We start from the raw sequence: 25864 nt of genomic DNA, 5'->3' as shown, positions 1-25864 counted from the left end.
GGTACAAATGTGGAATTAGCCTGTCGAGCAGAAAAGCGACTCGGGAAGAGGAAAAATCATGTCCGGGAATGAACTGCCGTCACACGCACGCGTGGTCATCGTCGGAGGCGGCGTCATGGGCGTTGGTCTGGCCTACCATCTGGCCCATGAAGGCTGGGGCGAAGAGACTGTTCTGCTGGAAAAGGCCGAGCTGACCAGCGGCAGTACATGGCATGCGGCAGGGCAGATTACGCATTCAACCTCAAGCTTTGGTCTGGGCAAATGCGTCGATTACAACATCAGTTTGTATTCCGGCCTGCTTGAGGCCGAGACAGGGCAGCCTGTCACATGGCATGGCTGCGGCTCGTTCCGTCTCGCATATACCGAGGATGAGATGGATTGGCTGCGCCATACCCTGTCAGTGGGCCGGTCGCTGGGTTTCAATATCGAACTTGTCGGTCCCGAGAAGGTGGCTGAACTGCATCCATTCTATAACCTTGATGGTGTTCTGGGCGCGCTGCATACACCGGATGACGGGCATGTGGATCCGACCAATGTGACCATGGCGATGGCAGCCGGGGCACGCCAGAAGGGCGTGCGCATCTTCCGCAGCTGCCGGGCGACGAACATCACGCAGGGCGCAAACGGCGAATGGATTGTTGAGACCGAACAGGGCACCATCATCTGTGAGCATGTGGTGAACGCGGGCGGCACCTACGCGCGCCAGATGGGCGAATGGTCCGGGCTGCAACTGCCCATGACGTCAATGACGCACCATTATTTCGTGACTGAGCCAGTGCCCGAATTCCAGAACTTGGACAAGGAACTGCCGGTGATCCGCGATGACCGCAAAGTCTCGGGCTATATCCGGATGGAGCAGCAGCGCGGCCTGATCGGAATATACGAGAAAGAGAATCCGAGCTCGGTCTGGCATGATCATTGCCCTTGGGAGTACGAGAACTGGTTGTTCGACGCGGATTATGACCGGGTAATGCCATGGCTAGAGGAAAGTCTGAACCGGATGCCGATTTTTTCCGAACTGGGCATTCAACGTGATGTGCATGGGGCGATATCACATCCGCCGGACGGCAACCCCTTGATCGGTCCTGCGCCGGGTGTGCGAAATTACTGGTGCTGTTGCGGGACGCAGATCGGCATCGGCTGGGGGCCGGGTCTGACCCGTGAACTGGCCCGCTGGATAGTGCATGGGGCTGCCGATATCTCGATGCGGGATTTCGATCCGCGCCGCTTTGGCAGCTATGCCAGCAAAGACTGGCAGGTGACCAAGGCGGAAGAAGATTATTGCTTACGTCACGAAATCCCGTTTCCACACTTCAATCGACTTGCAGGGCGTCCGATCAAGCCGTCGCCACTGTATGAGTTGTTGAAATCAAAAGGCGCGGTACATGAAGAGGTCTATGGCTTCGAACGCCCCCGCTGGTTCGCCCGCGATGGCGTGGAACAACGCGATCACTATTCCTTCCGCCGCACTCCTGCCGACGATATGGTCGCGACCGAGGTCAAAGCCGTGCGGGAACGTGTCGGGATCATGGATGTCACTGCCTTCACCAAAGTCGAAGTATCGGGGCCCGATGCTTATACTCTGCTGGATCGGTTGACTGCTAACAGGATGCCGCAAAAGGTTGGCTCGATCACACTGACCCATATGCTGAACCGCCGTGGCCGGATCGAGTTGGAGACTACGATTGTCCGCATGGCCGAAGACCGCTTCTATCTGGTCTGTGCTGCGTTCTTCGAACAGCGTTTGCTTGATCATTTGGCGCATCAGCGCAAGGGTGAAGATGTGCAGATCACCGCGCTGTCTTCTGATTGGTCTGCCTTGTCGCTGAACGGCCCCAGATCACGCGAAGTTCTGGCGCGCTGTACGGATACCGATCTGAGCAATGCCGGGTTCCGCTGGCTGTCGGCGCAAGAGGTCACGATTGCCGGTCATAAACTCTGGGCGTTTCGCATGTCTTACGCGGGTGAACTGGGTTGGGAGCTGCATATGCCCAACGCCGCCTGCCTTGATGTCTACAATGCGCTATGGGCTGCGGGCGAGGCGTATGGCATCGCAGACTATGGCAGTTTCGCCATGAACGTGATGCGGATGGAGAAGGGCTTCAAAGGGGCAGGTGAGCTGACCAACGAGGTCACGCTGGCCGAAGCTGACGCGCTGCGCTTTGCCCGTACGGGCAAGGACTACCTGGGCAGGGACAAGACGCTGAACACCGATTTGCCATGGATATGTACCTATCTGCAAATCGAGCCGGATGGCGAAATTGACGGCCATGGAGGCGAGGCGGTGATGCTGGACGGGCGTGTCATAGGCTCGACGGCTTCGGTCGCGTTCGGTCACACGGTCGGTAAGATATTGGCCTTTGCATACATCAAACCCGAAGCAGCAAAAGCGGGAACCGAATTGGAGGTCGTGATTCACGGCAAGCCGCGTCCGGCCAGAGTACTGGATAAGCCCGCCTACGATCCAGACAGCCTGCTGCCCCGCATAGACGCAGTAGTGGAGACCGCCTGATGAACCTGCCCACCACAATGAAAGCCATGGTCACGATGGGCCATGGAGGTTTAGAGCAGATAGTTTGGCACGATAACTGGCCGCGTCCTGAACCTGCGGAGGGTGAAGTGCTGATCAAGGTTGCGGGATGTGGGCTGAACAATACGGACGTCAACACGCGATCAGGTTGGTACTCCAAGACGGTCACAGCCGCGACGACCGGTGGTGCGTTTGAAGAGGTTGGCGAAGATGATCCCACTTGGGGCGGTAATCCGATCACCTTCCCGCGAATTCAAGGGGCCGATATCTGCGGGCATATCGTTTCCGTCGGCGACGGTGTTGACCGGGGGCGTATTGGTGAGCGTGTTATCACGGATGGCTGGCTGCGCGACCCGGTGGAACCCGACAATATGGACAAGACTGGTTATTTCGGCTCGGAACGGGATGGTGGTTTTGCCGAATACGCGACAACTCTGGCGGTGAATGCTGTGGCAATCACCTCGAACCTGACGGATGCTGAACTGGCAACTTTTTCCTGCTCTTACTCCACCGCCGAAGGCATGTTGACCCGTGCCAATGTGACCGGCGAGGATACGGTTTTGGTTCCAGGTGCTTCCGGCGGTGTGGGCGGTGCGCTTGTGCAACTGGCCAAACGGCGCGGCGCACGGGTGATCGCGATGGCATCCGAATCCAAACACGCGGACGTGGCCAGGCTTGGCCCTGACGTCATTCTGCCACGCGCTCCTGCGAACCTGCGCGAGGCGCTGGGCGTAGAAAAGATCAGTGTGGTCGCAGATGTCGTGGGCGGACCATACTGGCCGAACCTGATCGACATATTGGAACGGGGTGGCCGCTATACCTGTTCGGGCGCAATTGCAGGCCCGATCGTCGAACTTGATCTGCGCACATTCTACCTGCGCGACCTGACCTTCACCGGTTCGACCGTCATTGATCCTCAGGTCATGAAGAACCTCGTAACATACATCGAGGCTGGTGAGATCCAGCCAGCGCTTGCCGCGACATACCCGTTGGAGGATCTCCGAGATGCGCAAGCCGCGTTCATTGCGAAAGAGCACGCCGGCAACATCGTGGTGATGCCATGACGCTTGACGATGTTCTTAAAGCTGCCCGGCAAATGCACCATGCGCATCCGGATCTGGCTGCGTTCGCGTCTTGGCCGGGTAATCTGACCCCGACGGGGTTGGATCCCGCACCCATTCCCGCAACGAGACTGGTGGCAGCCTTCGACCTTGTTGAAGACGCGCCAACCCGTGACCTGATCACGGCGGTCAAAGCGACGGCGCATCTGGCACATTGGAAACACACCTACACTGAAGACGAAGTTGGTGCGGATTTCCTGAACCGATACGGCTATTATGAGCTGTTCGGTCCAACCGGACATTTTCACTCGACCCTGCTGCGCGGCTACATCGCGTATTGGGGGGCTGGCCTGAATTACGATTGGCACAGCCATCAGGCCGAAGAACTCTACCTCGTTCTTGGCGGAGGTGCGTTGTTCAAGGTCGATGGGGACGAAACTTATATTGGTGCCAATCAAACGCGCTTGCACGCAAGTTGGCAAAGTCATGCCATGGTCACCACAGATCAGCCGATCCTGACCTATGTCCTGTGGCGCGGTGAAGGCATGGGTGACTTGCCCCGGATGGATATCGCATGAAGATCAAAGCTATCACTGTATATCACATCGATCTCCCGCTTGAGCATCCATATTGGTTGTCTGGTGGGCGGCTGAAATTCGAAACCCTTGACGCGACACTCGTGAAAATCGAGACCGATGCGGGGTTTGTTGGCTGGGGTGAAGGGACCCCATGGGGCCATACCTATGTGCCCGCGCATGGACCGGGTATCCGCGCCGGAATTGAAACGATGGCGCCGTTCATTCTGGGCCTGGATCCGCGACGGGTTTTGGAGGTGGAACGGGCGATGGATCTTGCCTTGCCCGGGCACCTTTATGCCAAAAGCCCAATTGATATGGCCTGCTGGGATATCGCGGGTCAGGCGGCGGGTGTGCCGATTGCCGATCTGATGGGGGGTGGATCGCGGACACCGCGCCCGATTGCGTCCTCGGTCGGGGCGAAATCCGTCGACGAAACGCGCGCGGTCATAGAGCGTTATCGCCAGCGGGGCTACATCGCCCATTCCGTGAAGATCGGTGGTGACGTTGAACGGGACATCGCGCGTGTTCGCGATGTCGAGAGTATTCGGCGACCCGGCGAGATCGTTCTTTATGATGTCAATCGTGGCTGGACGCGTCAGCAAGCGTTGCGTGTGATGAGCACCTGCGCGGACCTCAATGTCATGTTCGAACAACCTTGTGAGACGCTGGATGACATTGCTGCAATCTCGGGGCTTCATTCGTCGCCCGTTTCAGTGGACGAAAGCCTTGTGACTTTACAGGATGCGGCCCGTATCGCCCGCGATGGTCTGGCTCAGATTTTCGGGATCAAGTTGAACCGCGTCGGCGGGCTGACCAAGGCTGCGCGCATGCGGGATATCGCGTTGGCCCATGGGATAGACATGTTCGTAATGGCCACTGGCGGTACGGTTCTGGCCGATACCGAAGCATTGCATCTGGCCGCGACCATCCCGGATAACAACTGCCTTGCCGTATGGGCCTGTCAGGACATGATCGCGGTCGATATTGCCGGGGGACGTGGGCCTCGGAATGTTGATGGCCACTTGCACCTGCCAGAAGAGCCTGGACTTGGCGTTCATCCGGATGAAAGCACATTAGGTGATCCAGTGGGAGTATACGCTTGAAAATCAACAAGATAACGCTCTGGTCTGTCGATCTGACAAGTCACGAAACGTACCACATGGCTGACGGCAAGACTTGTGCCACTGTGAAATCCCATATTCTGAGCCTTGAAACGGATACCGGTCACAGGGGATGGGGTGAGGTCTGCCCGATCCCGCATTACCTGCCGGCCTATGCGGATGGGGTGCCGGGAGCCATTGCTGAGATGGGGCCTGAAATCCTCGGGATCACTCCTTTTGGTATAGACGCCCCAATGCGCAAGCTGGACGGGCTATTGCAAGGGCATCAATACGCGAAATCAATCGTCGATATCGCGCTTTGGGACCTGTTCGGTCAGGCGGCAGGGTTGCCGGTTTATGCGGTGTTGGGTGGGCGAACGCAGGCAAATATGCCACTCTATCATTCAATTACTTGCATTGCACCGGACGAGATGGCGCGCATTGCCAAATCCGCTTTTCAAACCGGCATCCGCCAGTTTCAGGTCAAGCTGGGCGTCGAGGGAGATTGGCAGGCGGATGCCGAACGGTTGATCAAAGTGCGCGAAGCCGTGGGAACCGGGCCGTTGGTATATGGTGACTGGAATTGTGGGGCATCGCGCTTGCAGGCGACCCGAACCGGGCGTGCGGTGGCACATCTGGACGTGATGCTGGAACAGCCCTGCAAAACGCTGGAAGACTGTGCCGCTGTCCGTCAGGCTACCGGTCTTCCGATGAAAATCGACGAGAGTGCCTTTGATCTTGCCTCGCTTATGCGTGCGCATGAACTGGGGTGCATGGATGCAGTGGCGCTGAAACTTTCGAAATTCGGCGGATTGTCGGCAATGCGTCGTGCTCGGGATCTGACCGTGCATCTGGGCGCTGAGATATGCGCGGAATGCACATGGGGGTCTGATATTATTACTGCGGCTTCACTTCACTTTGCGGCGTCGACGCCGAAAGGTTCTCTGATGAACACGTGCGACTTGTCTTCTTACGTGGCCCCACATCTGTGTCCTGATGCACCAATTCGTGAAAACGGCCGGATTGTTCCGCCCGAAGGTCCGGGTTTAGGTGTTGTGCCGGACCTCGATATTCTCGGCACCCCAATTATGGAGATCGACTGAGATGCTGAAAATCCGAACACAATCCGAGTGGATTGCACGCGCGAATGACGTTCTGCCCGCCGGGGGGTTTGGCAACTTTGATCCCGAAATCATCATCGCCCGTGGTGAAGGCAGCCGAGTCTGGGACGAGGACGGCAACGAATATGTCGATTATCTGATCGGGTCGGGTCCGATGCTGCTGGGCCATGGCCACCCTGAAGTGATGGAAGCCGTTTTGGAACAGCTGCCCAAAGGGATGACGTTTTTTGCCAATAACAGAAAAGGAATCGAACTGGCCGAGGCCATCATCGACGCCGTTCCCTGCTGCGAGCAGGTGCGCTTTGTCGCGTCGGGCGGCGAAGCCGACATGTATGCGATTCGCCTGGCGCGGGCTTATACCGGGCGCAGCAAGATCCTGAAGTTTGAAGGCGGTTACCACGGTATGAGCGCCGAGGCGCAGATGAGCCTTGCCCCAAGCCGCAGAGTTAATTTCCCGCAGGCTGTTCCCGACAGCGCCGGTATCCCCGACAGCGTGGCCGAGCAAATGCTGATCGCGCCCTTTAACGATCTGGAAGCCGTCACTGCTTTGCTGGATGAAAATGACGACGTTGCCGCGATTATGGTCGAGCCTTTGCAACGGATTATCCCGCCAATACCAGGATATTTGCAGGGCCTTCGAGCCCTGTGTGATAAACATGGTGTGCTGTTGATCTTTGATGAGATCGTCACCGGATTCCGGCTGGCTTATGGCGGGGCGCAGGAACGATACGGGGTCACACCGGATATCTGCACTTTGGGTAAGATCACGGGCGGTGGCTTCCCTCTGGCTGCGCTCGGTGCCAGCGTCGAGATCATGAAGCATTTCGATAAATCGAAGGTCGGGGAAGAAGGTTGGCTGATGCAGTTGGGGACCCTATCGGGGAATCCGGTCGCCTCGGCAGCTGGTCTGAAGACGATGGAGATTCTGCGGCGTGACGGCGCGTATGAGCGTTTGCGCGCAATTGGAAAACACTTGCAGCAGATTCAGTCGGATGCCTTGAATGAAGCGGGCATCGCGCATCGGATTTGCGGTGACGAGACTTTGTTTGACATCTATTTCACCAACGCCGAGTGCCGCGATTATCGAAGTGCAAACCATGATGATCCACAGCGTAACGCAACTTATAATGCAGTGCTGCGCGCTCATGGCATCTTCAAGTCTCCGGGCAAGCTTTATCCGTCGCTGGCGATCACCGATGCGGATCTGGAACAGACCCGCCACGCTGTCCGTCACGCCGTTGATGCGATTTCCTGAAGGTTGGATGTATACAACGTAAACGGGTCGCTGTTGAATTCAACAGCGACCCGCTACCTTTGGAAGTCGGGGGTCAGCCTCGCCCCCTCGAATACTGATTAAATCACCGGCAATCTGAAAACTTTTCGATACTTTCGAGACTGACCCGACTTCCTCATCGGTATGTCACATTAATGCCTGAGATTCCCGGCAGCCACAGTGATCAAGTTCACACTGCCTCAATTTAACTTGATTTTTTCCAGTCGAAGAAACCCGGACCCGCCTGTTCCAGCAGTTCCGCCGCCATCGCGCGGGCCATTTCCGGCCCGTCTTTGACAGCACCGGTCACATCTCTGTTCACGGTTTCCGATCCATCGGGGCGCAGGACTTCGCCGCGCAGCCTTAAGTTGTCTCCGTCCAGTTCTGCCAGACCGGCGATCGGAGTTTCGCAAGACCCGTCCAGCGCGGCCAGCAAGGTGCGTTCGGCGGCCAGCCGCCATCCCGTTTCCGCGTGATGAATCGCTTCAAGCATTTCAGCCGCGCGCATGTCGTTGCTGCGCCGTTCGATGCCAATGGTACCCTGTGCAATCGCGGGCAGCATGTCATCCGGAGAAATGGCGCTGGCTGGAACCTCGTCCATGTTCAGACGGCGAATGCCTGCCATGGCCAGAAAAGTGCAATCCGCGACCCCGGCTTCCAGTTTTTTCAGCCGCGTCTGCACGTTCCCGCGAAACTCGACCACTTTCAGATCCGGCCGCCGGTTCAGCAGTTGTGCCCGGCGCCGCAAAGACGAGGTGCCCACAACGGCCCCTTCGGGCAGATCGTGGATTGAGTTAAGGCACGGTGAGATGAAAGCGTCACGCGCATCTTCGCGCGGGAGGAATGTGTCCAGAACCAGCCCTTCAGGCTGTTCAACAGGCATGTCTTTCGTTGAATGCACGGCGATATCGATTTCAGCGCGCAACATCGCCTCTTCGATTTCCTTGGTGAACAGGCCCTTGTTGCCGATTTCCTTCAGGGGACGATCCGCATCGATCATTGCGCGATTGTCGCCGGTTGTTTTGATCACGACGATTTCAAAGGCCGCTTCGGGCAGATCGAAAGCATCGCTCAGGCGTTGGCGGGTTTCATAGGCCTGAGCCAGAGCCAGCGGTGAACCACGGGTGCCAATTCTGAGGGGCGATGCGGGAGTGGGCAGGGTCAAAGTCATGTGCACAGCTTTAGTCGCGTCACATTGCCCTGACAATGGGGGCTGAGCTTGACAAATTGCCGCCGAAGGACGACCCGTTGCCAAAACCGGAAGATTGGGGGCGAATATGGCCGAGACAAAGAAGCTGCTGCGGGCGCTGGCGGGTGAAGTACAGGATGTGCCGCCAATCTGGATGATGCGCCAGGCGGGTCGGTATCTGCCGGAATACCGGGCCACCCGTGCCCAGGCCGGAGATTTTCTGTCTTTATGCTATAACCCGGAACTGGCCGCCGAAGTCACATTGCAGCCAATCCGGCGCTATGGGTTTGACGCTGCGATCCTGTTTGCCGATATCCTGCTGGTGCCGCAGGCGCTGGGTGCAGATCTGTGGTTTGTGACCGGCGAAGGCCCACGTTTGTCGACTATCACGCGGCAAGCCGAGTTTGAAGCGCTGAAGCCGGTGGACGCGATTCATGAGACATTGTCGCCCGTTTATGAAACGATTCGGATCCTGTCGCGAGAATTGCCGTCTGAGACCGCGCTGATCGGGTTTGCCGGCGCGCCCTGGACAGTCGCGACCTACATGATCGCCGGGCGTGGAACACCCGATCAGGGACCAGCTCACGCTCTGCGAGAGAGCGATACTGCTTTATTCGAGGCGCTTCTGGATCGCATCACGGAGGCAACAATTGAGTATCTGTCAGCTCAGATCGACGCTGGGGCCGAGGTGGTCAAGATTTTCGACAGCTGGGCGGGTTCCCTGAAAGGTGACGCGTTTCGCAAATACGCGGTGGAACCGTGTCGTGTGATTACACAGGCCATCAAGGAGCGTCACCCCGGCATCCCGGTGATCGGTTTCCCGCGCGAGGCGGGGGAGGGGTATGTCGGGTTTGCCAAGACGACGGGTGTGGATTGCGTCGCGCTGGACAATTCGGTGTCGCCCGATTGGGCCGCCAGACATGTACAGGTTGATGGTTGTGTACAGGGAAACCTGGCCTCGTCGCATATGGTGACCGGTGGGCAGGCTCTGGTGGATGAGACGCGGCGGATTGTCGAGGCGTTCTCTAAGGGACCGCACATCTTCAACCTGGGACATGGGATCACGCCGGATGCCGATCCTGAGAATGTTCAGCTGATGATCGATACGGTACGCGGGCAGTAAGCAGGTTAAAGGGGGCCAGCCCCCTTCTTGGCCTGAGGCCAATCCATCCCCCGGGATATTTTGGGCCAGATGAAGTGCGGATCAGCGCAGGCCGTCGAGCTCTGCGAGGATCTCTTTAGTATGCTCGCCGCGCTTGGGGCTGGGTTTCGGGGTCCAGTCATGGCCTGAAAACCGTGGGGCGGCGGCGGCCTGGAACGTGCCGTCAAAATCCTGCCAGCTGTTGCGATGGAGGTTCATCGGGTGTGAGCGGGCTTCGTCCGGGCTGAGGACAGGAGCAACGCAGGCATCTGTTCCTTGAAACAGGGCCTCCCAATGGTCGCGTGGTTGACTGGCGAAGATGTCGGTTAGACGGCGTGAAAGCGAAGGCCATAGATCACGGTCGTATTGCCGTTGAAACTCGGTATCGTTTGTGAGGCCCAGTAAGTTCAGAAACTGCTTATAGAATTTTGGTTCGAGGCATTGAACGGAAATAAAGCCGCCGCAGGCGCAGGCGTAGGTGCTGCTCCAGTGCGGACCGTCCAACAGGCTTTGGCCCCGGGTTTCAGACAGGTTGCCGGTTTGGCGCATTGTCATAAGCAGGTTCATCATATGGGCTGAGCCGTCATAGATTGCTGCGTCAACGACAGTACCTGCGCCAGTGTGCTGAGCATTGATCAGCCCGGCCAGAATGCCCGCCACAAGATACATGGCCCCACCGCCGATATCACCTACCAACGTTGGCGGGGTCTGCGGTGCATGGCCGGGATGCGAAGCATACCATAGCGCACCGGACAGGGCGATGTAATTCAGGTCATGCCCCGCCGTGTCGGCCAGCGGGCTATCCTGCCCCCAGCCCGTCATGCGCCCGTAGACCAGTTTTGGATTGCGGGTCAGGCAGACATCCGGGCCGAGCCCAAGTTTTTCCATCACACCGGGGCGGAATCCTTCGATCAGCGCATCGGCTGTGTCGATCAGGCGAAGCGCGGTATCCAGATCATTGGCGTCCTTCAGATCAAGCGCGATGGATCTTTTGCCTCGGTCCAGCAGGGAACGTTCCGGCATACCCGGTGTTGCGGCGCCCCCTTTGCGGTGGATTGTTATCACGTCAGCGCCCAGATCTGCCAGTAACATGGCACCAAACGGGCCGGGGCCCAGACCTTCGAGTTCGACAACACGTATTCCGTTCAGCATCAGGGCCCTCCGTTCCCGGCAGAGTTTGCTGGCTGGTGTCGGGATTGCAAGCCGGATGATTGCCGACGAGGACGGTCTTCCTTTTGGCAGTTGTTCATCACATGGTACGGAATGGGCCTGTTATCCCTGTATTCGGGGCGATAGGGTCTGTGCCAGAACGGGGAGCGGATATGACGACCATTTTATCCATCAGAGATCTGCGCAAATCTTACGCCGATGGGTTCGAGGCGCTGAAAGGTGTGTCTCTGGACATTGAAGAAGGCGAAATTCTTGCGCTTCTGGGGCCGAATGGGGCGGGGAAAACCACTCTGATCTCGACGATCTGCGGAATAACCACGCCAACATCCGGTGCGGTTTCAGTCGGCGGGCACGACATTCAGTCGGATTATCGCGCAGCGCGCAGGATGATCGGGCTTGTCCCGCAAGAGATCGCGCTGGAACCGTTTGAAAAGGTCTGGAACACAGTTCGGCTGTCACGCGGGTTGTTTGGGCTGGGCAAAGACAACGCCCGGATCGAGGACATTCTGCGCAAGCTCTCGCTATGGGACAAGCGCAAGAACCCCATCAAGGAGCTGTCGGGCGGCATGAAACGCCGCGTGCTGATCGCCAAGGCTCTGGCGCATGAACCACGTGTTTTGTTTCTGGATGAACCGACGGCAGGTGTGGATGTCGAGCTGCGCAAGGATATGTGGGAAATCGTGGCTGAGCTGAAACGGGACGGTGTCACCATCATTCTGACAACCCACTATATAGAAGAGGCCGAAGCCATCGCGGATCGCGTCGGCGTCATTGACAAGGGTGAATTGCTTTTGGTGCAGGACAAAGACACGCTTATGGCGCAGATGGGCAAAAAGCAGATTGTCGTCATGCTGACCGAGCCAATCGCCAAGATTCCCGATGATTTGGCCAACCACAATCTGACCCTCAATGGCGCCGGGGATAGCCTGATCTATACCTACGATACCCATGCGGATCGCACGGGGATAACGACCCTGTTGAATGACGTGTCGCAGGCCGGGCTGGTATTGCGCGATGTGCAGACACGGCAATCGAGCCTGGAAGAGATATTTGTCAATTTGGTATCCGGAGAGGCGGCATGAACTGGACCGCAATCGCTGCAATCTACCGGTTCGAAATGGCTCGCTTCTTTCGCACCCTGGCGCAAAGCTTCCTGTCACCGGTTCTTTCCACCTCGCTGTATTTCGTGGTTTTTGGCACCGCCATCGGCAGTCGAATTCAGGAGGTCGAGGGCGTATCCTACGGCGCGTTCATTGTGCCGGGCTTGATCATGCTGTCGGTGGTGATGCTGTCGATCTCGAACGCGTCTTTCGGAATTTATTTCCCAAAGTTTCTGGGCACCATCTACGAGCTGCTGTCGGCGCCGGTGAATTTTATCGAAATCGTGATTGGGTATGTTGGTGCAGCGGCCACCAAAGCGCTGTTCGTGGGACTGGTCATTCTGGCCACGTCGACCTTCTTCGTCGACATACGGATCGAACACCCCTTTGCCATGGCGGCGTTTTTGATCCTGTCATGTCTCAGCTTCTCGTTGCTGGGCTTTATCATCGGGATATGGGCCAGTAATTTTGAACAGATGTCTCTGGTACCGCAGCTTGTGGTCACGCCACTTATCTTCCTTGGCGGTACGTTTTATTCAATCTCGATGCTGCCGCCTCTGTGGCAGACGATCACGTTGTTCAATCCGGTCGTCTATCTGATTTCGGGGTTTCGCTGGTCGTTTTTCGGGCTTGCGGATGTGCCCATCGCCCTGAGTTTGCTGGCCATCATAGCCTTTACTGGGGTGTGTCTGGCGGTCATTGGCTGGATCTTCAAAACCGGCTGGCGCATTCGCAGCTAACCCGCGCCGGGGCGTTGCATTTTTGCCCGTCGAGTTTGTGAATTTGGTTCACGTCGCGTTCAAGGTTCGAAGAGTCCCTTGTTTACGGGTTGGTGGCACTCTACATCGGCACCCATGAAGCTCAGCCTGCCGTTCGTCAAAAATCACCCCTGTGTGGCCATCGTCCGCCTGTCCGGCGCCATTGGAATGGCCGGGCGCGGATCTTTGAACGACGCAACGCTGGCGCCGGTTCTCGAGAAAGCCTTTCGCAAGGGAAAACCTGCGGCCGTGGCGCTTGAGATCAATTCACCGGGCGGATCCCCTGTCCAAAGTTCAATGATCGGTGCGCGCATTCGGCGTTTGTCCGAAGAACTGGACGTGCCAGTTTTCGCTTTTGTCGAGGACGTCGCTGCATCCGGTGGATATTGGCTGGCCGCCGCAGCGGATGAGATCTGGGCAGATGACAGTTCCATGCTGGGATCGATCGGTGTGATCTCGGCTGGATTTGGCGCGCATGTCTTTCTGGCGCGGCAAGGGTTTGAGCGGCGGGTCCACACCGCCGGGAAATCGAAGTCCATGCTCGATCCGTTTTCACCGGAAAAGAAAGAGGACGTGGCCCGCCTGCAAGGGTTGTTGGGCGATATCCACGAGAATTTCATTGCGCATGTCAAAGATCGGCGCGGGGACAAGCTGAATCAGGAAGCTGATCTGTTCACGGGCGAGGTTTGGCTGGCGCGTCGCGCGCAGGAATTGGGGTTGATCGACGGCATCGCACATCTGAAGCCAAAGATGCAGGACCGTTTCGGCGACAAGGTCAAATTTCGCCGCTATGGCGTGAAAAAACCGATCTGGACCCGGTTTGGGGCCAGCTTGGCGCAGGACGCCATCGCAGGGTTAGAGGAGCGGGCAGCCTACGCGCGTTTCGGTTTGTGACGTGATCGTAAAGGCTGTCACTCTTTTTCTGATCGCAATGGGCGTATTGGCAATGTTCGGCAAGTTGCGGTTTCCCGGGCAGAAAAGGCTAAGCTCGGCAAAATGTCCGCGATGCGGTCGGTACCGCATCGGAAAGGGCCCCTGTGCCTGTGAAAAAGGAGGCCGGGCTTGATCACCACGTGGCTGTTGTCTGGTCTTGGCCTGTTGATCCTGTTGCTGGCAGGCGATGCCTTGGTGCGGGGCGCAGTGAACCTGAGCCTGCGTTTGGGTGTCCCAGCCCTGATCGTCAGCCTTACGATTGTGGCCTTCGGCACGTCAGCGCCCGAGTTGCTGATTGCTATCAGCGCCGTCAAGGAACACGCACCGGGTATCGCGCTGGGCAATGTTGTCGGATCAAACACGGCCAATATCCTGTTGGTTCTTGGTCTTCCGGCGATGCTGGCAACGATCCATACCAGCGAATGCGACAGCCGTAGGAACTATGCCTTCATGCTGATGGCGACGGCCCTGTTCATAGGGTTGGCGTTTTGTGGAACATTCACCGTCGTCAGCGGCCTGATCCTGCTGGCGGCTTTGGGCCTGGTTCTGACGAATGCCTTTCGTGAAGCAAAGGCGCACCGCAAGGCCTGTGGCGAAGCCTGTGCGGATGATGACGATCTAGACGGCCTGGAAGAAGCCGATCCTGACATGCCTTACTGGAAGGTATCAGTTTACCTGATCCTCGGGCTTGTGGGTCTTCCGATGGGGGCGCACCTGCTGGTGGAAAATGCGACGGTCATCGCCCGGAACTATGGTGTCAGTGAAACGGTTATCGGTCTGACCTTGATTGCGGTCGGAACGTCATTGCCCGAATTGGCAACGACTGTCATGGCCGCTTTGCGCCGGCAGGCTGATGTGGCCCTAGGCAACGTGATTGGCTCAAACATGTTCAATCTTCTGGCCATTATCGGGATCGCAACCTGGTTCGGGCGTATCCCGGTCGATCCCGGTTTCCTGCATTTTGACCTTTGGGTCATGTTGGGCGCATCACTGCTTCTGGTTCCCTTTGTTGTCTTCAAGCAGGATATCTCTCGCGTTTGGGGTCTGGTGCTGACCCTCCTTTATGCGCTTTATGTCACTGTATTGCTGGTGTGATCTGACGAAACGAGGTGAAGCATGACCCGAGCTTTAGTGACCGGTGCCGGTATTCGTCTGGGTCGGGCCATGGCGCTTTATCTGGCGGGTCGTGGATATGATGTCGCCGTTCATTATGCGTCCTCAGAACGCCCCGCGCACGAGACCGTGGCGGAGGTCCAGGCATTGGATCGACGGTCGGTGGCATTGCAGGCCGATCTGCTGGACGAGGCACAGGTGCAGGACCTGCTGCCCAAAGCAGCCGAGGCTCTGGGTGGGCCGATCACCTGTCTGGTAAACAACGCATCGATCTTTGAATATGACAGCGTTCACACAGCGACCCGCCAAAGCTGGGACCGCCATCTCGACAGTAATCTGCGGGCACCGTTCGTTTTGACCCAAGCCATGGCCGGGCAGGGGCTGGCCCCGGACACGGACGAAAATGGCGAACCCCTTGCGACCGGTCTGATCATCAACATGGTGGACATGCGTGTACGCAAGCTGACACCCGAGTTCATGTCTTACACCATCGCCAAAATGGGGCTATGGACGCTGACCCGTACCTCGGCACAGGCGCTGTCCCCTGCAATCCGGGTCAATGCCATCGGACCCGGACCAACGGTACAGGGGCATCGTCAAAGCGCTGAGCATTTCCAGGCGCAACGAACGAATACTGTTCTGGAACGCGGGTCAAATCCGTCAGATATCACCGCCGCTTTGGGATATTTTCTGGATGCACACGCAGTAACGGGGCAACTGATATGCGTGGATGGCGGCCAACACCTGGGGTGGAAAACACCGGATGTTCTGGGAGTTGAATAAGCAATATCGCTGCAAGTTTTGCACCGCGCACGTTTGTGTTACCTGCGTGTTACAAAAATGTCTTTTTTTTCATACACTTGCTAAATGTGTGAAAAAATATCGTTAAAAATCAGCATCTTGATAATGTGCCTATTTTTTGTGCATGTTAATGAAGTGGTAATGAAACAAGGGAAATTCTAAGGCTGTGAAAACTTATCTTCACACTTATCCACAGGAATCGTGGATTTGTTTTCTCTTGATCTGAAGCCCGCAAGATTGCAGCCAGTAAAAGAGAATCATATCGGAATCCCATGACTACCCACAGTGAAACGTCCCTGACCGGTTATGCCTGCATTCAGCGTTATGCAAAGACGCTGGACAGCTCACCCGGGGTGTACCGGATGCTGGATGCCGACAGTCGGGTTTTATACGTGGGCAAGGCGCGAAACCTGAAGGCGCGGGTGTCGAATTATACAAGGCCGGGTCACTCGGGCCGGATCGAGAAGATGATTTCCTCGACCGCTTCGATGATGTTTCTGACCACAAGAACGGAAACCGAGGCGCTGCTGCTGGAGCAGAACCTGATCAAGCAGCTTAAACCGAAATACAATGTGCTGCTGCGGGACGACAAAAGCTTTCCGAACATCCTGGTCGCCAAGGATCATGACTTTCCGCAGATCAAAAAACACCGTGGGGCGAAGAAGGAAAAAGGCGCCTATTTCGGACCATTTGCCAGCGCGGGTGCTGTAAACCGCACATTGAACCAGCTGCAAAAGGCATTCCTGCTGCGCAACTGTTCGGATTCCATGTTTGACAGCCGTACGCGGCCCTGTTTGCTCTATCAGATCAAACGGTGCTCGGGGCCGTGTGTCGGTTTGATTTCGGAACAGGATTACAGTGAAAGCGTAAAGGATGCAGAACGTTTCCTGTCGGGGCGCTCGACCAAGGTGCAGGAGGAACTGGCCGAACAGATGATGGCCGCGTCCGAGGCCATGGAGTTCGAACGCGCCGCCGGTCTGCGCGACCGTATCCGGGCGCTGACGCAGGTTCAAACTTCACAGGGTATCAACCCGCGCGGTGTAACCGAGGCGGATGTGATCGGTCTTTATATGGACAGCGGGCAGGCCTGTGTTCAGGTATTCTTCATCCGTGCCAACCAGAACTGGGGCAACAAGGATTTTTACCCGCGTGTAGGACCCGATGTATCTCCGGCCGAGGTGATGGAAGCTTTCCTTGGTCAGTTCTACGACAACAAGGAACCACCACGGCAGTTGATCTTGTCGGACGGGATCGAAAACGCCGATTTGATGCAGGAGGCTTTGTCCGTGAAAGCCGGGCGCAAAGTCGAAATCCTTGTCCCGCTGCGTGGTGAGAAACAGGAACTGGTTGCGGGTGCCTTGCGCAATGCGCGAGAGTCTCTGGCCCGGCGCATGTCGGAAAGCGCGACACAGGCCAAGTTGCTGCGCGGTGTGGCCGAGGCATTTGATCTGGACGGCCCGCCCGGTCGAATCGAGGTTTACGACAACTCTCATATTCAGGGCACCAACGCAGTTGGCGGCATGATCGTGGCAGGGCCCGACGGGTTCATGAAAAACGCCTATCGCAAGTTCAATATTCGTGGCGATGACCTGACGCCGGGTGATGATTTTGGCATGATGAGAGAGGTTTTGAACCGTCGCTTCACCCGCCTGCAAAAAGAAGATCCGGACCGGGACAAAGGGCTTTGGCCCGACCTGCTGCTGATCGATGGCGGTGCCGGGCAGGTCAGCGCTGTGCACGAGATCATGCAGGCTCACGGGGTCGAAGACATTCCGATGGTCGGTGTTGCCAAAGGGGTCGACCGTGACCACGGCAAGGAAGAGTTTCACCGGATCGGTCAGCGCCCCTTTGCGCTGAAACGCAACGATCCCGTCTTGTACTTTATTCAACGGCTAAGGGACGAGGCGCACCGTTTTGCCATTGGCACCCATCGTGCGAAACGCGCCAAGGCCGTTGGTGCCACGCCGCTGGATGAAATCCCAGGTGTCGGGGCAGCACGCAAGCGCGCCTTGCTGACTCACTTCGGCAGCGCCAAAGCGGTAAGCCGGGCCAATCTAGCGGACCTGAAAGCGGTCGAGGGGATCTCGGCCGGGTTGGCTCAGAAAGTCTATGATTTCTTCCAAGACAAGGGTTAAACCTGCCGCCCCCGCCACAGGATATAGAGGCCCGAGGCGACAATAAGCGCGCTGCCGACCCACATGGTACGGTCCAGGCTTTCGCCGAACAGGGCGATACCCAACCCAATACCGAACAGCAGTCGGGTATAGCGGAACGGGGTTACGGCAGACACTTCGCCCGTGCGCATTGCGTTCATGAGCGAGGCATAGGCCATGACGCCCATCAGAACCGCGCCCGTCAGATGCAGGCTGGTGTGCAGGCCAACCGATGCCAAGGGCGCGCCTTCCCACATCCGATAGGCAAGGCCCGCGACGATAATGCTGAGGAAACCATAAAACCCCAGAACTTCGGTTCCAAGCGTGGCAGGGGCCGCGCGGCTGGCCAGATCGCGCCCTGCGAACCCTAACATACCCAGCACGGCCAGTATCGACAGCAGTGAAAAACTGTCTCCGGTCGGTTGCAGAATAATGACGACGCCGATCATACCGACAAAAATTGCGCTCCATCGCCGCCAACCAACCGTTTCACCAAAGAACAACGCCGCGCCTGCGACCACAACCAACGGCGTCGCTTGCAGGATCACTGTGGCCGAGGACAAGGGCGTCAATGCGATGGCGAGCACATAGAACAGCCGACCAAAGACTTCGAACAGCACCCGAACTTTCATCGGGCGGGAAAGAACGTCTGGGTGCATCAGGCGTTTTCCACGAGCTGACGCCAGCGCGGCAAAGATAACGGACCCGCCCGTCCCGAACAGCACCATTACCTGCCAGATCGGAAGCGCGGTCGAAGCTGCTTTCAGCAACGCATCCTCCAGCGCAAAGCCCGCCATTGCGGCCACCATCCACAGGCTGCCGACCATGTTCGACCGGGCGTCGGTTTGAATATGCGCTGTCATCCTGTACGTTCCGCTTTGCAGTTGACGGGCAATCTGACCGCAAAGACGTGAAACGCCAAGTGCACAAGGTCCAAAGCGTCGGACCTGCGGCGCTTTGACCAAGCTGTTGTGAGTGATGTAGTTTTTTACCAGTTTGTCTTTTCTGTCTTGAACCGGCGATATAGGGTCCAAGCCATGAAGTGGAATTTGCCCAATATCCTGACGGTTCTACGCCTGCTGGCTGCGCCCGGTCTGGCCGTTATGTTTTTGTACTTCACCCGGCCCTATGCGGACTGGTTCGCTTTGATCCTGTTCCTGTCGGCGGCGATCACCGATTGGTTCGATGGCTATCTGGCCCGCGCGTGGAAACAGGAAACCAAGATGGGTGCGATGCTGGACCCGATTGCCGACAAGGCAATGGTGGTGATCGCGCTGATGATTCTGGTTGGCTATTCGACCGAACACTGGACGCCATGGCTCGTGCTACCCGCCACCGTAATCTTGTTCCGCGAGGTTTTTGTCTCGGGCCTGCGCGAATATCTGGGCGATGTTGCGGGGACGCTGAAGGTTACAAAGCTGGCTAAGTGGAAAACAACAGCGCAGATGATCGCCATTGCCGTGCTGTTCTCGCAGGGTATCTTTGAACACTATGCCGTGATGGCGAGTTTCGGCATGGACGCTGCGCTGGTAGAACAGGTCATCGCGGGCCAGGTTGAAGATGTGAACCACCTGCGCTGGAACATCCATGGCATGTTTTGGGCGGGCCAGATCGGGCTGTGGTTGCTGTGGATTGCGGCGACGCTGACATTGATCACCGGATATGATTACCTACGTAAAGCCATGCCACATCTGAAGGAGATCTAAGGGATGGATGTGCTGTATTTTGCATGGGTACGCGAGCGTATCGGCTTGCCAAAGGAAAAGGTCGAAACGCAGGCAGTCACAGTCAATGACCTGGTGGCCGAGTTGAGCGCGCGGGAAGATCGCTATGCCGCGGCATTTGCCGATTTGTCCGCCCTGCGCGTTGCACTGGATCAGGAGTTGTCGGATTTCGACGCCTCGCTGTCGGGCGTTCGGGAAGTGGCATTTTTTCCACCAATGACAGGCGGCTGACCCATGCGGATCGCTGTTCAGCAGGAAGCATTCGATCTGGGGGCCGAGGCCAATGCTTTTGCCGCCGGGGATGATGCCAACGGAGCCATTGTCACCTTCACTGGCGTTGTGCGCGACTTGGCAAGCGGTGATCTGGACGTGATGGAGATTGAATACTATCCGGGTATGACGGAACGGGCCCTGACCAAGATTGCCCAAGAAGCCAAGGAGCGGTGGTCATTGGGTGACGTCCTGGTGATTCACCGTCATGGCCGACTGGCCCCGGGGGACAGGATCATGATGGTGGCCACCGCTGCGCCGCATCGTAAAGATGCGTTTGAGGCAGCGGAATACTTGATGGATTATCTGAAGTCTCGCGCGCCCTTCTGGAAGAAGGAAATCACCCACTCTGGTGCGGAATGGGTCGCAGCCAAAGACGAAGACGAAGACGCGCTGACCCGGTGGTAATTGCTTGGTGAAATATTAATATCGCAAGCGTGAGCGACGTCGCGAGGTCGTATGCTTAATCCGCGTTGTTGATCCGCCCGCGCAGTTCTTCTGCCTCCTGACGTGCAGCCCGCAGGCCATCCATTGCGGCTGCCAGCTCGGCCTCTGTCTGGGTTAGCTGGTTCGTCAATTCGGCTTCACGTTGCTGCAAATAGGTGATGGCCTGATCGCGTGTTTCCTCGGCCTCGTGCAACTCCTGACTCATCCGGTCCAGATCGGCGACATCGCTTTGACTTACGCGGGACAGGCGGTGCGCCAGCCAGTTGGCAAACCAGCCCATGCAGAAGGCGGCGAACAGGATAATGGCAGTGGCAATGACGAATTCTGTTCTGTTCAACTTACTGGTCCCCTGCATCCGCATCAGGTGCGGTCGTGTCGGTTTGGTCCTCTGCGGAAGTCGCAGCCTCGGTCTCAAGCGCTTCAAGGCCTGTTTTGGTACTTGCAACAGGCTCAGGGCGGATCAGACGGAACTCGATCCGGCGGTTTTCTTCCCGGCCCTCTTCGGTGTCGTTGTCAGCGATGGGTTGCGTTTCTCCATATCCCACAGCGGTGTAGCTGCTGGTAGGAATGCGCCGCCCGCGCAATTCGTTCAGGATGGATTGTGCCCGCGCCTGGCTGAGTTGTTGGTTCATCTCTTCGCGGCCCTGACTGTCAGTGTGGCCCTGAATCTCCATACGGATCGGACCGCAGTCGCGCAGGATATCCGCAATCTGGTTCACCACATCGCGCGAGTCTGATGCAATCGTGGCCGATCCGGGCTCAAAGGCGATCTTACTGGTGGCCTGAATTTCGGCGATCTGGGCCTCGCAGATTTCCGGGTCGGGCAGGGCGTCCTCGGGTTCCGGTGGGGGCTGATAGGTGATGGTCAGGGTGTATTCCTGCCCCTCGCCCAGCTTGTCGGACAATTGACCTGCGATGCGAGCCTTGGCGTCTTCTTCATGGCTGAGGCCGATCAGTTCGACCGTATCGGGTGTAACGGTCAATACGCCGTTGTGGAGCTGACCCAAAGCCTCCAGACCGGCCAGAACACGTACTGGCCAGTCCGCCGGAAGATCCGAAACGATGCGGGTGGCGGTATACACCTGATCGGACCCAAAGGCCGCGCGCGCGTAGCTGTCGACCATGTCGCGCAGAGTTTCATCACCCAGCCGCCCGCGCAATTGCACCAGCCCTTCAGGGCTGCGGGTGGCCGAGAACTCGACCGGGCCGTTTGGGTTTGTTGTCTCAGGCTCTGGCAAAACGGCGTGCAGTGCGAAGACCCTAGGCAGCTCGGTTTCAAGCTCGCCCACAACCCGGTCGAACACCGTAGGATCGGTGCCCTCGGCAGCAATCAGGGTAATGTCTGCGTCGGACATGGTGACCGAACCTTGACCGATCCTGAACAGCGCCTGAATGCTTTTCTCGGCTGCTTCTGGCCAGCGTGGCGACGGCTCGCCCAGTGCGACGGTACAGGAATAAGACCCCGTCAACCCGGCGTTTTTCGCGGCGGCCACGATACGGTCACGTGCCTTCTCATCCTGCGCCGAGCAAGCGTCAAAATGCCCACCTTCTTCGTCGATCAGGTAACGCAAAGTAAAAGGCGTGACGACCGGGCGAGGTGCTGAAATTGCCAGCCCAACCCGCAGGCTGGGCGGTGCCGTACGGGTCAGGTCGCGTTCCAGTTTTTGTTTTTCTTGCTGACTGTTGGCAATTGCCGTGATCCTGACCAGATCCGGGTTGGCGGAAATTTTGGCGCGGGGCAGGTGGGTCAGGGCCTCTAACGCGTAAGAAATTGCGGCATCCCATCCTTTGGGCTTTGGGTAATCTGCTGTTTCCATCAGGTCCGACACGGCAACAGATCTGTCCAGATTGCCCAGACGTTGGATCAGCTCGTCCCTGTTCTCACTGGCCGGGATCAGACCAATCACCGAGATTCCACTGTCATTGCGCAGGATTTCTACCGAAAAGCGCGGTGCTGCGAGGGCAGAAGTTGCGATAACCTCCATTTCGTCGATTACGCGAGATGTATCAACTTCGGTTCCCGCGGCGGTCAGAGCGTTAAAGCGGGTCGCCTCATCTGGCGCTGTACCGGTCAGGACCACCCGCAAACCATCGGCCTCGACCTCGGCCCAATCATGTCCTTTTAGGTCCAGCGAGCGCCGTACAGCCAGTTCTGATGATTCTTCGATCTCGGTAACGGCATAGCTGGCTGCCAGAAGCGACAGGCCTGCTGATACGAGAAAGATCAGGGAAACAGCGATAAAATACGGCAGACGCATGTTTGGGTTTGGCACTCCTCAGGCGTTTGCGCCGATCTTTACAGGCCCCGTACAGCGGGTGCAATCAGAGCAGCAAGGCGACGCAGAGGAAGATCAGCGGAATAAAGCCGGTATCGCGGTTGGCCCGAAACAGCAGCAGTAGTTTGGCGTTGTCTTCGGTATCTAGCCCGCGCAATTGCCACATCATGTGCCAGCCCATGGCCCAGGGACCGCAAAGCGCGATCCCCAACGCCAGAATCGACGCGTCAGGCACCCCGGCATCAATAATGGCCAGCCCCATCAGCGATACTGTTGCGACCAGAAAATACTTCAGCCATTTCGCCGTGTCGGTGCCGAACAGGCGCGCGGTGGATTTGATGCCGACCAGTTCATCATCCTCGGTATCCTGATGTGCATAGATCGTGTCATAGAACAGGGTCCACGCGATGCCGGACAGGTACAGTGTGACAGCAGGCCAGCCGAGCGACCCGCTATGCGCCGTCCAGGCCAGCAATGCGCCCCAGTTGAAGGCCAGACCCAGAAAAACCTGAGGCCACCAGGTAAACCGCTTGGCAAACGGATAAACGGTCACCGGCAGCAAAGATAACACACCCATGGCAATGGCCGCCTGATTGAAGCTGAGCAGAATGCCAAGCGCCAGAAGACTTTGCAGGATCATCCAGGCCGCAGCTTGCCGGACACTGACTTGCCCCGACGGTATCGGGCGTGATCGTGTGCGTTCAACCTGTGCGTCGAATTCCCGGTCTGTAATGTCATTCCACGTGCAACCGGCACCTCGCATCAAAAAGGCTCCGAATGCGCAGCCTAGGGCAATCCACAGATCTTCCCAACGCGGTTGGCCGTCATGCAGGATGGCCAGCGCCAGCCCCCACCAACATGGAAGCAGCAACAGCCATGTGCCGATGGGCCGGTCCGCGCGGCTGAGGCGCAGATACGGTCGGGCAAAGGCTGGGGCATGGGTGTCGACCCAGTTGCCGGTGACGGCATCGGCGACTTGACCATCTGGTGTTGGGGCATTGCCTTGCATATGTAGGTCTCATGAGTGCGAAAATCAGACTGTATGTAGAGCAGCCCTTGGGTCAGGGGCAATCGGTTCCTTTGACACGCGATCAGGCGCACTATCTGTTTGGCGTCATGCGACTGCCGGTTGGCGGAGCAGTGGCGCTATTTAACGGCAAAGATGGAGAGTGGCTAGCCGAGGTGGCTGAGTCCGGAAAACGTGGCGGCGCTCTGACCTGTATCAGGCAGACCAAACCTTTGCAGCTGCCCCCCGATCTGTGGTTCCTGTTTGCGCCGATCAAAAAGGCGCGCACCGATTTCATTGTTGAAAAAGCCGCTGAAATGGGCGCGGCTCGCATCCTGCCAGTTCAGACCGAATTCACCAACGCAGACCGTATCCGGCAAGACCGGCTTCAGGCTCATGCAATCGAAGCCGCTGAACAATGCGGAGGAACCTACGTGCCCGAAGTGGCAGACCTTCAGCGGCTGGACCGCGTGCTGAAGACCTGGCCTGAAGGTCGGCAGTTGATGTTCTGCAACGAAGCCGAGGTCGGTTCGGCCCTGCGGCTGGCAGCGAATGAAAAAGGGCGCCCCTGGGCTATTCTCATCGGCCCGGAAGGCGGGTTTTCCAACGCTGAGCGCGCACGGCTATCGGCTTTACCTTATGCGCATGTGGTCAGTCTTGGCCCGCGTATTCTGCGGGCGGATACAGCGGCGGTGGCCGCGTTGACCATGTGGCAGCAGGCATTGGGGGATTGGTCGTGATTCGCGAGGCGGTTCAGTCGGATGCCCCGGCGCTTGAGAGGTTTCTGGCCCGCTACCCTGACAGTTCAATGTTCTTGCGTAGCAATTTGGCGGCTCATGGGGTGGGGTTGAATGTGAATGAATATTCCAGCCGCTACTTCATCTGGGGTGAGGATCAGGTTCAGGGTGTCTTCGGGCTCAGCAAGAAGGGCTATCTGATGGTTCAATTGCCCAACGCTGAAACCGAAGCTGCCGAGTGGTTCGCTCGGATGATCGAAGGCGAAACCGTTTTGGGTATGACGGGGGATGCACATCAGGTTGAGGTGGCTTTGGGCGCTCTGGGATTGGGGCAGGCGAAGTACCGGTTGAATCACGATGAACCGCTTTATCGACGTGACCTGCACGGTCTGACTGAGGTACCTGTTCCTTATCGCGCTTTGCGCGCCGAGGATCGAGCTAGGCTGCACACTTGGTTTGCGGATTACATCGAGGATACCGGACAAGCCGCAGGCAAAGAGGCGCGTGAGCTTGCCGCAGAGCGCGTCGAGGCGGAAATGACCGCAGGCAGGGCGATTGTCCTGATGGAAAGCGACGCGCCGGTTGCCATGGCGTCTGTGAATGCCAGGGTTCACGACCAAGTTCAGGTCGGTGGTGTTTTTGTTCCACGTAAACACAGAAACCGTGGCCTGGGTCGACGGGTCACGACCGCATTGATGCAGAAAGCAAAATCCGAGGGCGCGGCGGCCGCGATCCTGTTTGCGAACAACGCACCTGCCGCCCGTGCCTATGAGGCGATCGGGTTCCAACAGGTGGGCTGGTACAAGGTCGCTTTGCTTCAGGAACCGCAAAGGGTGCTCTCATGAGTTTCATCCGACCCGAAGCAAAACTGGCGCTTTGGCGTTGGCGCGAGGTTCTGGTCGCGGCTTTTGTCCTGATCCTTGGTCTGAGCTGGATCAGCGGGCCGGGTGGGCTGTTGGCCTGGGTAGGCTGGTTTCTGATTGTCGTGTCAGCGGCTTTGGCTGTGATCGGCATTCAGCGCGCGCGTTTCAGAACAGGGGCGGGTGGGCAAGGTGTCGTGACGATTGATGAAGGCCAGATCACTTATCTGGGTCCCTTGGATGGCGGCATCGTCGCGTCCCGCGAAATTGAGCGTCTGGCCCTTGACCCGACCTCCGACCCCGCACATTGGGTTCTGGATCAGCCGGGCCAGCCAGCGCTTCACATTCCTGTGAATGCAGAAGGAGCCGAGGCGTTGTTCGACGTATTCTCAAACCTGCCGGGCCTCAAAACCGAGCAAATGCTGTCGGAACTCAACGGCAAATCGCAGCATCCGGTCGTTATCTGGGAACGTACACCGTCGCGCCCGGCGCATTTGCCGTTGCATTGACACTGGCGCCATTT

Annotated in this window: 25 protein-coding genes; 19 read left to right on the top strand and 6 right to left on the bottom strand. The window is 57.7% G+C overall.

Annotation, left to right across the window (positions count from 1 at the left end; all coding sequences use genetic code 11):
• Positions 1 to 58: 58 nt before the first annotated feature.
• From ACR0AM_RS11725 to ACR0AM_RS11700, 6 genes are read left to right on the top strand one after another with little or no spacing between them, the layout of a single operon-like run.
• Complete coding sequence (locus ACR0AM_RS11725; protein ID WP_480622986.1) at positions 59 to 2512, top strand: FAD-dependent oxidoreductase; 2454 nt, start codon at positions 59 to 61, stop codon at positions 2510 to 2512.
• Positions 2512 to 3594, top strand: coding sequence for an alcohol dehydrogenase family protein (locus tag ACR0AM_RS11720; protein WP_480622985.1), 1083 nt, complete (start codon positions 2512 to 2514; stop codon positions 3592 to 3594). Before ACR0AM_RS11725 ends, ACR0AM_RS11720 begins: the two co-directional genes overlap by 1 nt.
• Entirely contained in the window at positions 3591 to 4169 is a 579-nt protein-coding gene (locus ACR0AM_RS11715) for a dimethylsulfonioproprionate lyase family protein (protein WP_480474910.1), read from the top strand. The genes ACR0AM_RS11720 and ACR0AM_RS11715 overlap by 4 nt, the downstream gene beginning before the upstream one ends.
• Positions 4166 to 5272: a mandelate racemase/muconate lactonizing enzyme family protein gene (locus tag ACR0AM_RS11710; RefSeq protein ID WP_480622984.1), complete on the top strand. Its 1107-nt coding sequence runs from the start codon at positions 4166 to 4168 to the stop codon at positions 5270 to 5272. Before ACR0AM_RS11715 ends, ACR0AM_RS11710 begins: the two co-directional genes overlap by 4 nt.
• A complete protein-coding gene (locus tag ACR0AM_RS11705) occupies positions 5269 to 6372 on the top strand; it encodes a mandelate racemase/muconate lactonizing enzyme family protein (protein WP_480622983.1) in 1104 nt (367 codons plus the stop codon). Before ACR0AM_RS11710 ends, ACR0AM_RS11705 begins: the two co-directional genes overlap by 4 nt.
• Before the next feature lies 1 nt (position 6373).
• Complete coding sequence (locus ACR0AM_RS11700; RefSeq protein ID WP_480622982.1) at positions 6374 to 7645, top strand: aspartate aminotransferase family protein; 1272 nt, start codon at positions 6374 to 6376, stop codon at positions 7643 to 7645.
• Between the two features lie 223 nt (positions 7646 to 7868).
• On the opposite strand, the gene hemC is transcribed toward ACR0AM_RS11700, so the two are convergent.
• Positions 7869 to 8834 carry a hydroxymethylbilane synthase gene (gene hemC / locus ACR0AM_RS11695; protein ID WP_480622981.1) on the bottom strand — a complete coding sequence of 322 codons (966 nt, stop codon included), beginning with the start codon at positions 8832 to 8834 and terminating at the stop codon, positions 7869 to 7871.
• A 106-nt stretch (positions 8835 to 8940) separates the two neighbouring features.
• On the opposite strand from hemC, the gene hemE reads away from it, so the two are divergent.
• Positions 8941 to 9975, top strand: a complete 1035-nt coding sequence (hemE, locus tag ACR0AM_RS11690) for a uroporphyrinogen decarboxylase (protein ID WP_480518314.1) — start codon at positions 8941 to 8943, stop codon at positions 9973 to 9975.
• Positions 9976 to 10056: 81 nt separating this feature from the next.
• Here hemE and ACR0AM_RS11685 read toward each other — a convergent pair whose 3' ends face one another.
• Positions 10057 to 11145, bottom strand: a complete 1089-nt coding sequence (locus tag ACR0AM_RS11685; protein WP_480622980.1) for a CaiB/BaiF CoA transferase family protein — start codon at positions 11143 to 11145, stop codon at positions 10057 to 10059.
• 170 nt (positions 11146 to 11315) lie between these two features.
• Between ACR0AM_RS11685 and ACR0AM_RS11680 the strand changes: the two genes are divergently transcribed.
• From ACR0AM_RS11680 to uvrC, 6 genes are all read left to right on the top strand, one after another.
• Positions 11316 to 12245 (top strand): ABC transporter ATP-binding protein, encoded by a 930-nt coding sequence (locus tag ACR0AM_RS11680; RefSeq protein ID WP_480474917.1) that lies wholly within the window; start codon positions 11316 to 11318, stop codon positions 12243 to 12245.
• Complete coding sequence (locus ACR0AM_RS11675) at positions 12242 to 13003, top strand: ABC transporter permease (protein WP_209598717.1); 762 nt, start codon at positions 12242 to 12244, stop codon at positions 13001 to 13003. Before ACR0AM_RS11680 ends, ACR0AM_RS11675 begins: the two co-directional genes overlap by 4 nt.
• Before the next feature lie 114 nt (positions 13004 to 13117).
• Positions 13118 to 13915 (top strand): S49 family peptidase, encoded by a 798-nt coding sequence (locus ACR0AM_RS11670; protein ID WP_480622979.1) that lies wholly within the window; start codon positions 13118 to 13120, stop codon positions 13913 to 13915.
• Positions 13916 to 14086: 171 nt separating this feature from the next.
• On the top strand, positions 14087 to 15049 hold the full coding sequence (locus tag ACR0AM_RS11665; RefSeq protein ID WP_480518634.1) for a calcium/sodium antiporter: 963 nt from the start codon (positions 14087 to 14089) through the stop codon (positions 15047 to 15049).
• Between the two features lie 21 nt (positions 15050 to 15070).
• Positions 15071 to 15850 (top strand): SDR family oxidoreductase, encoded by a 780-nt coding sequence (locus ACR0AM_RS11660; RefSeq protein WP_480622978.1) that lies wholly within the window; start codon positions 15071 to 15073, stop codon positions 15848 to 15850.
• A gap of 290 nt (positions 15851 to 16140) precedes the next feature.
• Positions 16141 to 18003: an excinuclease ABC subunit UvrC gene (gene uvrC, locus ACR0AM_RS11655; RefSeq protein WP_480622977.1), complete on the top strand. Its 1863-nt coding sequence runs from the start codon at positions 16141 to 16143 to the stop codon at positions 18001 to 18003.
• Here uvrC and ACR0AM_RS11650 read toward each other — a convergent pair.
• Entirely contained in the window at positions 18000 to 18884 is an 885-nt protein-coding gene (locus tag ACR0AM_RS11650; protein ID WP_480622976.1) for a DMT family transporter, read from the bottom strand. The two genes, uvrC and ACR0AM_RS11650, sit on opposite strands and share 4 nt — an antisense overlap.
• A gap of 174 nt (positions 18885 to 19058) precedes the next feature.
• Here ACR0AM_RS11650 and pgsA point away from each other — a divergent pair, with 174 nt between their 5' ends.
• From pgsA to ACR0AM_RS11635, 3 genes are read left to right on the top strand one after another with little or no spacing between them, the layout of a single operon-like run.
• Positions 19059 to 19727 carry a CDP-diacylglycerol--glycerol-3-phosphate 3-phosphatidyltransferase gene (gene pgsA / locus ACR0AM_RS11645; RefSeq protein ID WP_480518324.1) on the top strand — a complete coding sequence of 223 codons (669 nt, stop codon included), beginning with the start codon at positions 19059 to 19061 and terminating at the stop codon, positions 19725 to 19727.
• Between the two features lie 3 nt (positions 19728 to 19730).
• Complete coding sequence (moaD, locus tag ACR0AM_RS11640) at positions 19731 to 19976, top strand: molybdopterin converting factor subunit 1 (protein ID WP_480474923.1); 246 nt, start codon at positions 19731 to 19733, stop codon at positions 19974 to 19976.
• Between the two features lie 3 nt (positions 19977 to 19979).
• Entirely contained in the window at positions 19980 to 20423 is a 444-nt protein-coding gene (locus ACR0AM_RS11635; RefSeq protein ID WP_480604646.1) for a molybdenum cofactor biosynthesis protein MoaE, read from the top strand.
• Between the two features lie 55 nt (positions 20424 to 20478).
• Here the strand turns inward: ACR0AM_RS11635 and ACR0AM_RS11630 are convergent, their stop codons facing one another.
• From ACR0AM_RS11630 to ubiA, 3 genes are all read right to left on the bottom strand, one after another.
• Positions 20479 to 20799, bottom strand: a complete 321-nt coding sequence (locus ACR0AM_RS11630; protein WP_480622975.1) for a hypothetical protein — start codon at positions 20797 to 20799, stop codon at positions 20479 to 20481.
• Position 20800: 1 nt separating this feature from the next.
• Positions 20801 to 22720: an OmpA family protein gene (locus ACR0AM_RS11625; protein ID WP_480622974.1), complete on the bottom strand. Its 1920-nt coding sequence runs from the start codon at positions 22718 to 22720 to the stop codon at positions 20801 to 20803.
• Between the two features lie 64 nt (positions 22721 to 22784).
• Positions 22785 to 23747 carry a 4-hydroxybenzoate octaprenyltransferase gene (gene ubiA / locus ACR0AM_RS11620; RefSeq protein WP_209598711.1) on the bottom strand — a complete coding sequence of 321 codons (963 nt, stop codon included), beginning with the start codon at positions 23745 to 23747 and terminating at the stop codon, positions 22785 to 22787.
• Positions 23748 to 23758: 11 nt separating this feature from the next.
• On the opposite strand from ubiA, the gene ACR0AM_RS11615 reads away from it, so the two are divergent.
• From ACR0AM_RS11615 to ACR0AM_RS11605, 3 genes are read left to right on the top strand one after another with little or no spacing between them, the layout of a single operon-like run.
• A complete protein-coding gene (locus ACR0AM_RS11615) occupies positions 23759 to 24484 on the top strand; it encodes a 16S rRNA (uracil(1498)-N(3))-methyltransferase (protein ID WP_209506655.1) in 726 nt (241 codons plus the stop codon).
• On the top strand, positions 24481 to 25326 hold the full coding sequence (locus ACR0AM_RS11610; RefSeq protein WP_480622973.1) for a GNAT family N-acetyltransferase: 846 nt from the start codon (positions 24481 to 24483) through the stop codon (positions 25324 to 25326). The genes ACR0AM_RS11615 and ACR0AM_RS11610 overlap by 4 nt, the downstream gene beginning before the upstream one ends.
• Complete coding sequence (locus tag ACR0AM_RS11605; RefSeq protein ID WP_480474930.1) at positions 25323 to 25850, top strand: hypothetical protein; 528 nt, start codon at positions 25323 to 25325, stop codon at positions 25848 to 25850. The genes ACR0AM_RS11610 and ACR0AM_RS11605 overlap by 4 nt, the downstream gene beginning before the upstream one ends.
• Positions 25851 to 25864: the final 14 nt, after the last annotated feature.

This window comes from Ruegeria sp. AD9 (assembly GCF_056542305.1).
This window is presented reverse-complemented; position numbering and strand designations above follow the sequence as displayed.